This window comes from Bradyrhizobium sp. WYCCWR15520, from assembly GCF_056174665.1.
Window position 1 is genome coordinate 38,846 of sequence record NZ_JBWBWM010000037.1, and the last position, 12,814, is coordinate 51,659.

Annotated in this window: 12 protein-coding genes; 6 read left to right on the forward strand and 6 right to left on the reverse strand. The window is 62.5% G+C overall.

The features are described 5' to 3' along the window. Nucleotide 1: 1 nt before the first annotated feature. From AC0QUY_RS32950 to AC0QUY_RS32960, 3 genes are read right to left on the reverse strand one after another with little or no spacing between them, the layout of a single operon-like run. Entirely contained in the window at nucleotides 2-1,210 is a 1,209-nt protein-coding gene (locus AC0QUY_RS32950) for a hypothetical protein (protein WP_475390250.1), read from the reverse strand. Beyond that, nucleotides 1,210-2,727 (reverse strand): lipopolysaccharide biosynthesis protein, encoded by a 1,518-nt coding sequence (locus AC0QUY_RS32955; protein WP_475390251.1) that lies wholly within the window; start codon nucleotides 2,725-2,727, stop codon nucleotides 1,210-1,212. The genes AC0QUY_RS32950 and AC0QUY_RS32955 overlap by 1 nt, the downstream gene beginning before the upstream one ends. 36 nt (nucleotides 2,728-2,763) lie before the next feature. Then, nucleotides 2,764-3,144 carry a hypothetical protein gene (locus AC0QUY_RS32960; RefSeq protein ID WP_475390252.1) on the reverse strand — a complete coding sequence of 127 codons (381 nt, stop codon included), beginning with the start codon at nucleotides 3,142-3,144 and terminating at the stop codon, nucleotides 2,764-2,766. A 126-nt stretch (nucleotides 3,145-3,270) separates the two neighbouring features. Here AC0QUY_RS32960 and AC0QUY_RS32965 point away from each other — a divergent pair, with 126 nt between their 5' ends. The 3 genes from AC0QUY_RS32965 to AC0QUY_RS32975 all read left to right on the forward strand — a co-directional run bounded on the left by AC0QUY_RS32965 (nucleotide 3,271) and on the right by AC0QUY_RS32975 (nucleotide 6,830). Next, nucleotides 3,271-4,257, forward strand: coding sequence for a glycoside hydrolase family 26 protein (locus AC0QUY_RS32965; RefSeq protein WP_475390253.1), 987 nt, complete (start codon nucleotides 3,271-3,273; stop codon nucleotides 4,255-4,257). A gap of 261 nt (nucleotides 4,258-4,518) precedes the next feature. Continuing rightward, nucleotides 4,519-5,520 (forward strand): glycosyltransferase family 2 protein, encoded by a 1,002-nt coding sequence (locus tag AC0QUY_RS32970; protein ID WP_475390280.1) that lies wholly within the window; start codon nucleotides 4,519-4,521, stop codon nucleotides 5,518-5,520. After that, complete coding sequence (locus AC0QUY_RS32975; protein WP_475390254.1) at nucleotides 5,517-6,830, forward strand: O-antigen ligase family protein; 1,314 nt, start codon at nucleotides 5,517-5,519, stop codon at nucleotides 6,828-6,830. Before AC0QUY_RS32970 ends, AC0QUY_RS32975 begins: the two co-directional genes overlap by 4 nt. On the opposite strand, the gene AC0QUY_RS32980 is transcribed toward AC0QUY_RS32975, so the two are convergent. Then, complete coding sequence (locus AC0QUY_RS32980; RefSeq protein WP_475390255.1) at nucleotides 6,827-7,999, reverse strand: glycosyltransferase family protein; 1,173 nt, start codon at nucleotides 7,997-7,999, stop codon at nucleotides 6,827-6,829. The genes AC0QUY_RS32975 and AC0QUY_RS32980 overlap by 4 nt on opposite strands. 234 nt (nucleotides 8,000-8,233) lie before the next feature. Here AC0QUY_RS32980 and AC0QUY_RS32985 point away from each other — a divergent pair, with 234 nt between their 5' ends. The 3 genes from AC0QUY_RS32985 (at nucleotide 8,234) to AC0QUY_RS32995 (ending at nucleotide 10,738) form a co-directional block, all read left to right on the forward strand. After that, the gene (locus tag AC0QUY_RS32985) at nucleotides 8,234-9,166 is read left to right on the forward strand and encodes a cupin-like domain-containing protein (RefSeq protein ID WP_475390256.1); all 933 of its coding nucleotides are present in this window, start codon (nucleotides 8,234-8,236) and stop codon (nucleotides 9,164-9,166) included. An 11-nt stretch (nucleotides 9,167-9,177) separates the two neighbouring features. Further along, nucleotides 9,178-10,365: a GNAT family N-acetyltransferase gene (locus AC0QUY_RS32990; protein WP_475390257.1), complete on the forward strand. Its 1,188-nt coding sequence runs from the start codon at nucleotides 9,178-9,180 to the stop codon at nucleotides 10,363-10,365. Nucleotides 10,366-10,543: 178 nt separating this feature from the next. Further along, nucleotides 10,544-10,738: a hypothetical protein gene (locus tag AC0QUY_RS32995; RefSeq protein WP_161849816.1), complete on the forward strand. Its 195-nt coding sequence runs from the start codon at nucleotides 10,544-10,546 to the stop codon at nucleotides 10,736-10,738. Nucleotides 10,739-10,847: 109 nt separating this feature from the next. On the opposite strand, the gene AC0QUY_RS33000 is transcribed toward AC0QUY_RS32995, so the two are convergent. Both AC0QUY_RS33000 and wrbA read right to left on the reverse strand, forming a co-directional pair. After that, nucleotides 10,848-11,795, reverse strand: a complete 948-nt coding sequence (locus AC0QUY_RS33000; RefSeq protein ID WP_475390258.1) for a DUF5996 family protein — start codon at nucleotides 11,793-11,795, stop codon at nucleotides 10,848-10,850. Nucleotides 11,796-12,174: 379 nt separating this feature from the next. Continuing rightward, a complete protein-coding gene (gene wrbA / locus AC0QUY_RS33005; protein ID WP_161849814.1) occupies nucleotides 12,175-12,774 on the reverse strand; it encodes an NAD(P)H:quinone oxidoreductase in 600 nt (199 codons plus the stop codon). Between the last annotated feature and the right edge of the window lie 40 nt (nucleotides 12,775-12,814).

Genomic DNA, 12,814 nt, shown 5'->3' on the forward strand with positions numbered 1-12,814 from the left:
TTCAGTTTTCCCAATCGACGCGCTTGAAAGCGTCCATCAATGCCTGGTCCGGCTTGTGAACCGACGGATCGAACGGCACGCGGTTGGTGCGCTGATATTTCCAGTTGCTGCCGATTTCGCGGAAGTGCCGGAACGAAAAATCCCCAGTGCAGAAATACGAGGCCCACCAGGAGAAGATCGAATGGACGTGCCATTGCGCATGGGCGGGGCATCGGGCGGGGACCACCGTCCATTTCGGCAGGCACGCGTTGGCGTCGCGCCGGATCACGAACCTCGAACGTTCATATTGCGGCGGCATGAAGATCGAGAAGTCGGTATGGCGAAGCGGAGCGCGCATGTCATCGTGGACGCCGTCGTCGATGCCGATGATCCATCGCCCGCGATATCGGACTAGGCCGGTCCATGACTGTTCGGCGGCTTCGAACACCGATTGTCCCGTCTTCGACAGCACCAACTCGTCGATATCGGAGTTCATGGCGCTCCGCGCATGCTGCAGGAAGCGCCATCTGGCGTGCTCCCAGGCGCCCAACTGGCAGAAATCGGAATCCCAGTGGTCCCAGCTATTGGCTCCCTGCGGGCCGTATTTGAACGGCCACTCCATCACGACGGAGCAGCGGATGCCCGGGACCGACCGAAGCGCCGCGCTCAAGGTGGCGCTGTCGTAGGCGCTGGAGCCGTTATCGTAGATGAGAACCGCATCGGCCCCGTGAATGTCGCGGTTGAACCTCACCCAGTCGAGGATCCATTCGATCGGATTGTCCTTCGACATCGTGAAGATGACGCGGCGATCCCGGAACATTTCCGAACAGTTCGGCGACACCGAGAACGTGAAGCTCCCAAGGTCGCCCAATGCCTGGACCGGGCCTGTATTCTCGGGAATATCCAGCCACAATTGGGCGTGGCGGTCGAGGTGCCTTGTCCGCGCCTTGCGCGTCCCGGCGCCGCTGATGAAGGTCGTCGTCGCGACGTCGCGCGCCAGGTTGAAGAACGGCGGCGCGAACAGGGCGATCTGTGATTTGCTCACCTGCACCGCGTCGTAGAACAGCGTGTTGCTGTCGAAGTCGCGGTCGAAGTTCTCGCCCCGACACGCGAGCGGGCGCGTCGCCTCGCGGCGCTTGTCGGTAAAGCCCGACAGCGACACCGGGTTGGTTCGGCAGATCACATGTCGATTGTCGGCCGCAACGGTCGCATTTTTGCTGGCGAGCCGCATCATGGTTCTCTTGCCGATATGCCGGGTAGTCCCGTGGACGGGGCGGTGACGGACGCGGACGGGAGGACGTGTCCTTCAAGATTTGATTGACCTGCGGCCGACCAGAGATTGCGCCGCGCGCCGTAAGCGATCACGGCCTGGCGGAGGCCCGCGATGTCGAACGCGAAGGCGGCGAGGGCGTATACGATGCAGCCGGTCGTGGCCAGCACGGCAAACGAGACCACACCGATCGGAAGCCGCGGTTTCAGGAACGTCAGCACCAAGGCCATGATCGCCGTCGCCGCGACGACGCGCATGATGTGGGGCGCGTTGAAAGGCAGCGGAAACGCCTTCCGCGTCAGGAACCACCCGAACGCTGCGCCGAAGGCTTCGACGATGACGAGGCTCGATGCGGCGCCGACCAGGCCAAATCGGGCAAGCAGGACCGGCATGACGGCGAGGTTCGCGACCAACATCGCGATGCTCTGCGTCGTCATCATGAACGGCGTCTTGGCGAGGTGAAAGCTCGCGTGAATGTAGGACTGGGAGAATGACTGGAACAGCCAGGCAAAGGCCAGGATCGGCATGGTCTGCGCCGCGGTCTCGCGAAACTCGCTGCCGAGGATCACGCCGGCGATATAGCTGCTCGTCAGCGCCACGCCGACGACCGCCGGCAGCACGGCGGCCAGGAGAATTTCGAGGCTGAACTCCAGATGCGGCCGTGCTTCACGGTCGCCGCCGGTTGCGTAGGCGCGAACCGCCAGCGGAATCGTGGCGGATGCGATGCTCACCGCGGGAATGAGTATGATCTGCCGGACGAGATCGGCAGATGCGCCGTATTGGCCGGCCGCATGGTCGCCCATGAAATGGAACACCAGCATGCGGTCGAGCGCCGCATGGATCGCGAAGACGATGCCGGACAGCGTGATCGGAATGCCAAAGGACGCGAATGTCCGCAGATCGGAAATCTTCGGTCCTGCGACAGGGGATTGCAGGATCGTGCTCGCAAACAGCGTCGTCGTAACGAAATAGGTGATGGCCACCATCGCGAGCTGGCACAGTCCGCCGCCGCCGAGAAGTGCCGCGGCCAGGCACAGCGCAAACGCGAGGCAGGCGCGGATGATCGATGCCGTCATGAACGCAAGCGATTGCAGACGCGCTTTCAATAGTTCCTGCCCGAGCTCGAACAGGCCGAGCCCGAGCGCGAAGAAGATGGCAGCGATATTTCGCTCCAGCGATACCGACGTCGTCAGCGTGGCAACAAGGAGTGCGATCGGCGCGGCGAGCGCGGAGATGAGATAGGCGAGGAAAATGGTCTTCCTGACGTCGACCGCGCCGCCCTCCGACTGAAAACGCAGCGCGGCGACGCGGACCCAGGTGAACAGCAGCGCCGAGACGATACCCGCGGTGCTGAGCCCGACGACATAGACGCCATATTCGTCCGGTGAGAGCAGGCGCGTGAATACGACCGCGCTCAGCAGGCCGATGGCGGCCGACACGACGCTTGCAACCGAATAATGGAACGTCTGGCTGAGCATTAGTTCGGCAATGGGTCCAGGGTTAACAACACGACACTATTCATCTCGACAAATCGGCGGGAGGCCCGCCGTTAACAGGCGCAAACCTCCCGCGCTGCCCATTGGAGCAAGATCGGTGCCGAACCCGCGCTGAACGTGCTGCGGCGCGTCAGCGTGGTTAATCCGACGGTTTTCCGCCGTCTGCTGCAGATAGGCGACGAAGCCGGGAATTTTCGGCACATCCGGTCTTTCCACGATGTCGCAGACATCCGGGCGCCGCTGCAGTTCCGCAGTAACCATAGCGGCGGCGGCGGTCGTGCGTGTGGTCCGCGCTGGACCGGATATTGCAAAGCCGGTTGCCGAGATCGCCGGCCTTGTCGGCAAATGGATTGCCGATGAGCTTTTGTTTGATTTTTTTTCGAGAATCTCTTTCTGCAAGCAGGGGCCGTGAGGCTGCTGTTCTTTTTGGGACAGCCGCCTTGTCCGGCCTGTGTCCTTTTGCGACGGCGCGAACTACTCATCGCGCAAGGTGCGTTAACGCCGTGGGCGACGCGAGGGCAGCCAATGTTTCGAACTGATCCCAGGCGACGCAGGGGACATGGCCTGAAGCGGCTGCTGCTGTTGCTGGCGGTCTTCGTGCTGACCGTGCTGCTGCTGGCTCGCGTCGACAGCAATGCGGCCTCACGCGGCGTTTCCAACCCGGCGAAATTTGCCGACGCCTTCGTCAATTGGGGGCCAAACGGACGCGAACATACGCTGCAGACGTGGGAACAATGGTTGAAGCAAAAGCCGTCCTCGGTGTTGGGCGTCGACTTCTACGGTCAGACGACGTGGGAGGATTTCTCCAAATTGAACTGGGTTCCCGGCGTTTGGAAGAAGCTCAATCCGTCGCGCAACGTGGTCTGGTCGATCCCGCTGACCATGAAAGGCACGCCGCTCGCCGACGTTGCCGAAGGGCTCCACGATATCGAATTCGAAGCGGCGGCCCGGGCGATTTCGGAAGCGCATCCGAAAGCGATCATCCGGCTCGGCTGGGAAATGAACCTGGCTGAGATGGCATGGTTCGCGAAGGGGCATGAGGCGGATTACATCAAGGCGTTCCGCCGCGTCGTGGAAATATTCCGCCGTCACTCCTCAGGCTTCAAGTTCGACTGGTGTCCGGGATGGGGACCGCAGGAAATGCCGGCGGACGCGAGCTATCCCGGCGACGATGTCGTCGACTACATCGGCCTCGACGTTTACGACTTCAAGCATGAAGGCACGCCTGAAGAGCGCTGGAACAACTTTTACGTCAAGGCGCCGTTCGGCCTGGAATGGCATCGCGAGTTTGCGCGTCTGCACGGCAAGCGCATGAGCTACCCCGAATGGGGCGTCGGCAATGCCGGCGACAATCCGTTTTTCATTCAGCAGATGCACGACTGGCTCATGAAGAACGAGGACAGGATTGCTTACGCTGCGTACTTCGATGTCGACGGGGCGTGGCCGACACAGATTGACAACGGCGCGTTTCCGAAGTCGCAGCTCCTGTTCCGAAAGCTGTTCAGTCGTTGATCTCCGGTCGGGAATGTTCAGCGCGGATTAACTCCGTCCATTAACCGTCCTCGGAGTTCGGCACGTCGCGCGGTGCCGGCGGACCGAAATTTGCACCATCGCCAGCGTTACGTTCGCAAACGCCGGGTCATCCCGGAACGAACGGCCTTATCGAGACGGAAGTGTCCCGGGATCCAAGCCGGCGATCCCGTTTCGGGACGATGAGACATATTCGTGAACGACCTGAGTGTCATGGCAGGGATATCGACCAGCGATCTCCGGATGGACGGACCGGATCCGTCGGTCAGGGCGCTGCGCGCGCTGGTGGCGCTTTCGGCAGGCCTCGATCCCACCATCGAAACCGTCGTCTGCATTCCCTGTTTCCGCCGTCCGGATTACCTGCGCCGCACGCTGGAATCGCTTGCCGGTCAGCGCACCGTTCGCCGCTTCGCCGTCGTCATGGTGGAGAACGACGTGTCGAAAAGCGAGAGCGTGCCGGTAGCCACCGAATACCTCGCGTCGGGAAAATTATCAGGTCTTTGCGTGATCGAACCACGGCAGGGCAATTGCCATGCGATCAATGCCGCCTTCGAGACGGCGCTGCAGATGTTCCCACTGGCGACCAGCTTTCTGATGATCGACGACGACGAAATCGCTTCGCCGGACTGGCTGGAGTTGATGCTCACCACTGCGGAAGCGACCGGCGCCGACATCGTCGGCGGACCGGTATTCCCTGAGTTCGATGATGAACGGAAGCGCGGACTTCGGCGTCACCCGGCTTTTGCGCCGGCCTACGACGCCTCGGGTCCGGTGCCGGTGATCTATGGCTGCGGCAATTGCCTGATCCGGCGCTCGGTGTTCGACCGGCTGGGTACGCCGGCGTTTGATCTCCGTTTCAATTTCCTCGGCGGCGGGGACACTGATTTCTTCTATCGCTGCATGCGGCTCGGCATGCGATTTCACTGGGTGGCCGAAGCCACGATCAGCGAGACCGTGCCGCAAAGCCGGACCAGCCTGAAATGGCTGGTGACGCGGGGCCTGCGGATTGGCGCCATCAATTATCACGTCCAGCGCAAGGCTACGCCGACGGTCTGGCTGCAGGCGAAGCTGACCATCAAACTGCTGGCGGCCTTGCCGTTGTCGCTCGTCTATGCCGCGTACGCCATTCTGACCGAACGCAAGGGTTCCATTGCCATGCACCCGATAACGGTGGCGATCGGCAGCGCGCTGGCCGCGTTCGGCCTCGAACCGCAGCCCTACAAGGCGTCGAAGATCGTCTCATGAGCCAGCTCGTCGACGCATCCGAGATCCGCATTGTGGCTGCCGGCGTCGAGCGGCAGCAGGTGATGGATATCGTGCGCGGCGCGACGTTCGTCGGAACGCTGCTGTTGGGGTGGATATCGCTGCATCCGTTTGAAAGCCTCGGCGATCTGCAGATCGGCAACGTCGGCACCGGCAATGAGCTTGCGACTTACGCGTTATTCGGCGCGCTGAGCGTGCTGACGGTCGCGCTGGCGATGCGAGACGATGGGCGCGGATTGGCGACGTTGTTGTCGCCGGCATTTGTCCTGTTCGGCGCCTGGGTGCTGGTGACGGTGGTGCTGTCGTTCGATCCGGGCACGTCGATCAGGCGTCTTTCGCTGACGGTCTGCGTCGTCGCGGTGACGGCGGCGCTGATGCTGCTGCCGAAGTCGCAGCAGGAATTGATGCACTGGTTCACCATTGCGGCGTTCGCACTGCTCGCGGTCTGCTATCTCGGAATATTGCTCGCCCCGGATCTTTCGATCCACCTGGCGAGCGATCCGCAGGAGCCTGGCCTTGCCGGCAACTGGCGCGGCGCGTTCGGCCACAAGAACCAGGCCGCGGCCATCATGGTGATGGTGCTGTTTCTCGGCGTCTACATCATCCGCTCCGGCCTCTGGCTTTCCGGCGCGGCCATCGTCGCGCTTGCTTCGCTGTTCCTGTTGTATTCGGCCGGAAAGAGCTCGCTGACACTGTGCTTTGCGGTGCTGTTGCTGACGTCGGTTACCTCCTTCATACGCTCGTTCTGGCTTCGCGCGATCGTGCTGCTCACGCCGCTGCTGCTATTGAACCTGTTGAGCATCGGCACCGTGATGCTGGAGAGCCTCGCCGGAATTTCCAAGCTGTTGCCGTTCGACTCGACATTTACCGGCCGCACCGACATCTGGGCATTTGCGCTGCAGTCGCTCCGTGCACGGCTGCTCACCGGCTACGGCTTTGCGTCCTTCTGGGGCTCCAGCGCCATTCAAAATCTCCCTGAAGGCAAGGAGTGGGCCGGCTTCGCTGCGCACAGCCACAATGGCTATCTCGACACCGCGCTGGGCATGGGCGTGCCCGGGCTGGCGCTGCTCATCCTGGTGCTGGTGATCCTGCCCTTGCGCAATTTTCAGCGGGCCGACGAGGGCGGCAACAATGGTCCGCTGGCCATGGTGCTGCTGCGGATCTGGCTGTTCGGGCTCTATCTGTCGGCGATGGAAAGTTTCTTCCTCGACCGCGCCGATCCGTTGTGGTTCACGTTCCTGCTGGCGGTATTCGGTCTGCATTATCTCGCGCGGTTTCGGGCGGCAGACTAGCGTCCCGTCATTCCGGGATGGTCCGAAGGACCAGACCCGGAATCTCGAGATTCCGGGTTCGATGCTTCGCATCGCCCCGGAAGGACGGCCCGCACAGCGTCAGCCACATCGTTCCACCAGCCGTCGAAATCGAACGGCAGCGGTATCGGCGGGCGCTTGATCACCGCGGCGATCCGGTCGGCAAACGCCTCGTTGTCCGAACCGCGCGCGACCAGCACGATGGCGCCGCGGCCGATCAATTCCTTGAAGCGCGGGTGGTGGTCGAATTCATCTGGCCGCGTAGGGCCGGCGACGATCAGCGGACGGCCTGATTGCACGCAGGTGAGAATGCTGGAGCGCCGCGCGGTGAGCCCCTCGTCGAGCGGATAGCAGAAGACGTCGATCTCGCTGAACAGGCCGAACACCTCGTGATCGGACGCGACGAAGCCGGAGACGATCACGTCGTCGGCGACGTCGAGTTCTCTCGCGCGGGCATGAAACTCCTCCTCGACCTTGTCGACGCCGCGAATGAAAGAGCCGACATAGACGATCAGCGGCTTGAGCCCGCGTTGCTTCAGGATAGCGCCGATCTCGAGCAGCGCGTTGGGCTGCTTGCCCGGATAGATCGATCCGAAATGACCGATCAGGAGCCGCCCGTCGCCCTTCGCGGCGGTCAGGCGATGCCGCAATTTCGAATCCTCGATTCCCGCTGGTGCCTCGATGTTCGGCGGCAGCGGTGCCAGCACGCTCTTCCTTGTCGTCCAGCCGAGCAAGGGATCGTCTGCCAGCTCCTGCCGTACCAGCGGCGAGAACATGATGATGACATCGGCAAGGACCAGCGCGGGCATGTAGGTGATGCGACGCAGCCAATGCAGCCCGCGCCACTCATGTTGAATCAGGACGACCTTGCGCCGGCGCAGCCGGGCAATCGCCATCGCTACCAGCGGCGCGAACATCACGCGCTTCCAGGCCACGATCGGAAAATTGCAGACCAGGCTTTGCGCCGAACCGACTGCGCGCCAGATCTCGGCGAATGCGCCTTCCTTGCGCGTCAGGGTTAACGTCGCGCTGATTCCCGGCTCGAGCTTTTCGATCGTCTCCTGCAGCAGCCGGGTAAACTGGCCGACGCCGCAATGCATCTGCGGTCCCGCGCCGAGAAACAGCGCCCGATATCGGGTTTCTCCAGTCATCGTGCGGCGGCGGGGTTCGAGGGGCGGTCAGGCGTTAGCCATACAGCGCAGACATTAGCTTGAGGTAAGCGGGCGCGTCTGCCCGGCACCGTTCTTGCCAATCCGACCATGAAAATCGTCCGGCCGTCTCATAACGGCACATCGGGCGGCTACGGCAATGGCGGCAGGCGGCGATTTCGGGACAACCGGAATAGGCGGCCACTGAGGCAACGGAAGTCAGCAGGAGCAGCGGCGATGACGGGCAAGATCTTCAGCACATGGGATGACGCGCATTCCGAGCTTTGGAGCCATCAGCCGATCCGGCTCCAGCATGAGATGCACAATTCGCCGGCGTTCTCGATGGACGAACTTGCGCAGCTGATCGAGAGCTATCCGCGCGAGCACTACAGCCTGGTGAAGACCGGCGCCAAGGGCTCCGGCCGCGTCTGGCGCGAGGGCGATATCGGCAACCTCTCGGGACGGCAGGTCATCGAAGCCATTTCCCGCGGCGGCCTCTGGCTCAACATGCGCGACGTCGGCGCGGTCGACAGCCGCTTTCGCAAGCTGATCGACCGGATGTTCGAGGAGATCGCTGCCAAGGTTCCTGATTTCGTGGTGCCGAATCACCAGGCCGGCATTCTCGTCTCGTCGCCGGACGCGCAGGTTTACTATCATGCCGACCTGCCGGGGCAGGGTCTGATCCAGATCGCCGGCCGCAAGCGGGTGTACGTCTATCCAAACACCGCGCCGTTCATCAAGCCGCAACATCTCGAGGACATCGCGCTGTTCGACGTCGAGGTCGATCTGCCCTACGCGCCCTGGTACGACGCACATGCGCAGGTGTTCGACCTCGAACCCGGCCAGATGCTGAACTGGCCGCTGAACGCGCCGCACCGCGTGGAGAATCTCGGCACCGTCAACATCTCGATGACGGTCTCCTATGGCAATGACGATATTCGCCGCGCCCAGATCGTCCACCTCGCCAACGGCCTGCTGCGTCATCGCTTCGGCTATACGCCGAAGACCAGCAATCTGCGCGGCCCGTCTTTCTTTGCCAAGAAGGTGCTGCAGAAGCTCGTGCGCGACAGCAAGTGGGTCAAGCGCGAGCGCAAAGCCCGACGTGCGATCGACTTCCGCCTCGATCCGAACGAACCCGGCAAAATCGTCGATCTGCCGAAGGCGGCGTAATCGCAACGCCGATGACGGCATTGACGACCAGTGCGGGGCAGTTGGCGGCGCAGTCCACCGGCCGCGCGGCCGGTTTCCGCGTCGAGCTGGTGCGCGACTGGAAGCAGGCCATCGCGCGTTGGCACGACATCAACCCGTCGACGCCGTTCCAGCATCCGCAATGGTATGACGCCTGGTACCGCGCTTTCGCCGGCGCCGAGGGCGTGACGCCATTGATCGCTGTTGTCACGGATGCGTCGACCGGCGAGCCGGCGGTGCTGCTGCCGCTGATCCGCTGCCAGCAAGGCAAAATCGCAACGATCGAATTCGCCGATCTCAATCTGACCGACTACAACGCGCCGATTCTCGGGCCCACGGCGCCGCGCGATGCCAAGGCCGCGCGTGTGTTGTGGCGTAGTCTGTTATCGGCGCTGCGCCGGATGCCGGATGCGGCCGATCTCGTCCGCCTTCGCAAGGTGCCAGTCGATCTCGACGGCAAACCCAATCCGCTCGCCTTGCTTGGCGACGGCGGCGCCTGCGCGCTCAACGGCAATCTCGTCACGACAGGCGAGGATTACGACGCCTGGCGGTACACGCTGCAAAAAGTCGTGCGCACGGAGCTGCAACGAAGCTGGCGCGTCTTCACACGCGATCCTGCCGCATCCTTTGCGGTCGTCACTGATAGCAACGAAGCATTGCGGATTCTCGCGACCACCGAAGTTCAGCAGAGCACACGAATGCAGAGCCTCGGGCGGAACTACATTCTCAATGACGCGACTTGCGCAGCGTTCTACCGCAACCTGGTCCGCGACGGCGTCGGCAATGGCTATGCGGTGGTCTCAGTGCTCAAGGTCGGCGACGAGATCGTGGCGACGCTGCTCGGCATCAGGACCGGCTCGCGCTACGTGATGCTCCGCATCAGCAATGCCGGCGAAAAATGGTCGAACTGCTCGCCGGGCCGGTTGATCATCGAGCGCACCATGGCTGCCCTGCACAAAGACGGCGTGCGCGAGTTCGATTTCTCCGTCGGCAATTACGCCTACAAGCGCCGCTTCGGCGTAAGGCGGCTGCCGCTGATCAACATCAGCACCGCTTTGAGCTGGCGCGGATGGCCCTTTGCCTTGCGCGATCGCGCCGTGGGCGCGCTGCGAAACCATCCGCAGTTCGATGCGAGGCTGAGACGCGCGTTCGGTAAGCCGTTGTCATACGAAGAGAAATGACGCCTAGGGGCCGGAGTTCCGCACCGGTGCAAATCTGTCACACATGCCGGGATTGTGGGGATGTTCTCTCTGTGTTCGCGAGAGTTCATGATCGCCTGCACGTCAGAGGCGTATGCTGCGCTGCGGGTCGGGGACACTGGTAAATGCTTTCTTGGGCGTTTTCTTGGGGAGAGCCGACATGCCAGCCTACATCCATCATCACGACGAATTCGAGCCGGGCTTCGTTATTTGTCCGAGCTGTGTGGGGCTCGAAATGTATGTGCGCGACGTCGAACCGCACTGGAGCATGGCGAAGATCGATTTCACCTATGAGTGCGCCGATTGTGGGACCGAGGTTCGCCAGACCATCGTGAAGCCGGAATTGCGGCATTAGCTTGGGGAATCCGTAGGGGGGCATGGGCGCATCGCGCCGTGCCCACCTTCCTCGGCAAAATCGACGGGGATGGTGGGCACGCGCTTTGCGCCCACCCTACACGCTAGCTTCAAACCCGCCGCACCACGGCCGGCCGGCCAGGATCGCACTCCAGCGCGTCGCGATCCCACTTTGCTGATATTGCCGCGGCCTCATAGGTGCTTTGCAGGAAATCGAGCAGCGCCTTGTCGGGATCGGCAGCCGTGCGCACGGCATCGTACGGCAGGATGAACTCGCCGAGTGCTTCGCTGAAGAAGGCCGCCTCTGGCCGCAGCTTCGCCGAGCGGAAGCCTGCTGGCTGGGGATACGCATAGGAATAGAACGCGGCATAATCGATCGCGCCGCTGCCTGGCCAGAATCCGGCGCTGCTGACTTCGTGTGAATAGGCTTCATGTGCGACCGCATCGGGCAGGTTCGGCACACCGCCGGGATGGCGCGGGGCGCGGCGGCCCGAGAAGCGCGTCACCGCGAGATCGAAACTGCCCCAGAAGAAATGCACCGGACTGGCCTTGCCGAGGAAGCCGGTTCGGAATTGCTTGAAGACGCGGTCGCAGTTGACGAGAATTTGCAGGAAGCACCCGACAGCATCGGGATCGTAGGAAGCGTGCTTGGTGTCCTCTGAAAAGCGCACCGGCTCCGGCAATTCGTTCGGCATCTCGTCGATGACAACGGCAATGTCGAGTTCGGCAAGCGCTGCCATCGTGGCGGCGTAGAAGCTGGCGACCGAATGTCCTGCTAGCGCAAATTGCTCCAGCGAGCCGTCGCTGGTCGAGATGCGCAGCGTGTGGTCAATGAAATCGAAGTCGATCTGGAACGTTCGCGGGCCGTCGGGGACTGGCGACGTCGTCAATCCACGCGGCGTGACGTAGAGCGTCACATGCCAGGAATGATTGAGCCAGGGCGATTTGGTCAGCCGGATCTTGCCGACGATCTGGGTCCAGAGGTGCAGCGTCGCACAGGTGTCACGCCACGCCGCGGTCGGCAACTCCGGCCACGGGACTTGCGAATCGTTACTCATGCCACAACCCTGCGCGTGTCTGCCGTGAAGGCAGAAGGCGTATCACGAATTCACGCGGCCTCTAATAGCGTTTTCGAGCGAAGTGGGAACCGGTTCGCGTGAAGAAAACGCGCCAAAAAAAGAATCTAGAGCTTCGGTTCTGATTCAATCAGAACCGAAGCTCTAGAAACCGCGGCTCACGATTTCGTGCACTCCCGGCAGCGCCGCTGTCCGCGCGAGGCGCTGTACAGGCTTCTGCACCACCAGCGCCTTGCCATGGCCTGCAGCGGCCGGCGCGCCAGTTGAGCGAGAAAGAGAATTTCGACCATCGTTCTTTCCGTCGTCCCCTGAGGGACGAGATAGGGCGGCATTCCCGAATGAGAATGCCGCCCGTATCGCATCAGCCATGCAGTTTGCTCGCGGTCTCGGCGATCACGCGTCCTTGATAGCGCGCGCCGGCGAGTTCGTTTTCGCTCGGCTGGCGGCTGCCGTCGCCACCGGTGATCGTGGTGGCGCCGTAAGGCGCGCCGCCGGTGACTTCGTCGAGCTTCATCTGGCCGGCAAAGCCGTAGTTCAGGCCGACCACCGTCATGCCGAAGTGCAGCAAATTGGTGATGATCGAGAACAGCGTGGTTTCCTGCCCGCCATGCTGGGTCGCCGTTGACGTAAAGGCGCCGCCGACCTTTCCGTGCAGTGCGCCCTTGGCCCAGAGACCGCCGGCCTGATCGAGGAAGTTCGCCATCTGCGACGCCATCCGGCCGAAACGCGTGCCGGTGCCGATGACGATCGCGTCGTAATTGACGAGGTCCTCGATCTTGGCGATCGGCGCGGCCTGGTCGAGCTTGTAATGCGAGGCCTTGGCAACGGCTTCGGGCACCAGCTCCGGTACACGCTTGATATCGACAGTGGCGCCGGCCTTGCGAGCGCCTTCGGCGACGGCATTCGCCATCGCCTCGATGTGACCGTAGGCGGAATAATAGAGCACGAGAACTTTGGCCATGATGGCTTTTCCTTTGAGTTTGCAAGAGGTGTTGTTGGTT

What these genes read in the sequence shown, in the direction of transcription:
- AC0QUY_RS32950 (WP_475390250.1), bottom strand. Translation starts at nt 1,210, where the DNA reads ATGCGGCTCGCCAGCAAAAATGCGACCGTTGCGGCCGACAATCGACAT.
- AC0QUY_RS32955 (WP_475390251.1), bottom strand. Translation starts at nt 2,727, where the DNA reads ATGCTCAGCCAGACGTTCCATTATTCGGTTGCAAGCGTCGTGTCGGCC.
- AC0QUY_RS32965 (WP_475390253.1), top strand. Translation starts at nt 3,271, where the DNA reads ATGTTTCGAACTGATCCCAGGCGACGCAGGGGACATGGCCTGAAGCGG.
- AC0QUY_RS32970 (WP_475390280.1), top strand. Translation starts at nt 4,519, where the DNA reads ATGGACGGACCGGATCCGTCGGTCAGGGCGCTGCGCGCGCTGGTGGCG.
- AC0QUY_RS32975 (WP_475390254.1), top strand. Translation starts at nt 5,517, where the DNA reads ATGAGCCAGCTCGTCGACGCATCCGAGATCCGCATTGTGGCTGCCGGC.
- AC0QUY_RS32980 (WP_475390255.1), bottom strand. Translation starts at nt 7,999, where the DNA reads ATGACTGGAGAAACCCGATATCGGGCGCTGTTTCTCGGCGCGGGACCG.
- AC0QUY_RS32985 (WP_475390256.1), top strand. Translation starts at nt 8,234, where the DNA reads ATGACGGGCAAGATCTTCAGCACATGGGATGACGCGCATTCCGAGCTT.
- AC0QUY_RS32990 (WP_475390257.1), top strand. Translation starts at nt 9,178, where the DNA reads ATGACGGCATTGACGACCAGTGCGGGGCAGTTGGCGGCGCAGTCCACC.
- AC0QUY_RS32995 (WP_161849816.1), top strand. Translation starts at nt 10,544, where the DNA reads ATGCCAGCCTACATCCATCATCACGACGAATTCGAGCCGGGCTTCGTT.
- AC0QUY_RS33000 (WP_475390258.1), bottom strand. Translation starts at nt 11,795, where the DNA reads ATGAGTAACGATTCGCAAGTCCCGTGGCCGGAGTTGCCGACCGCGGCG.
- wrbA (WP_161849814.1), bottom strand. Translation starts at nt 12,774, where the DNA reads ATGGCCAAAGTTCTCGTGCTCTATTATTCCGCCTACGGTCACATCGAG.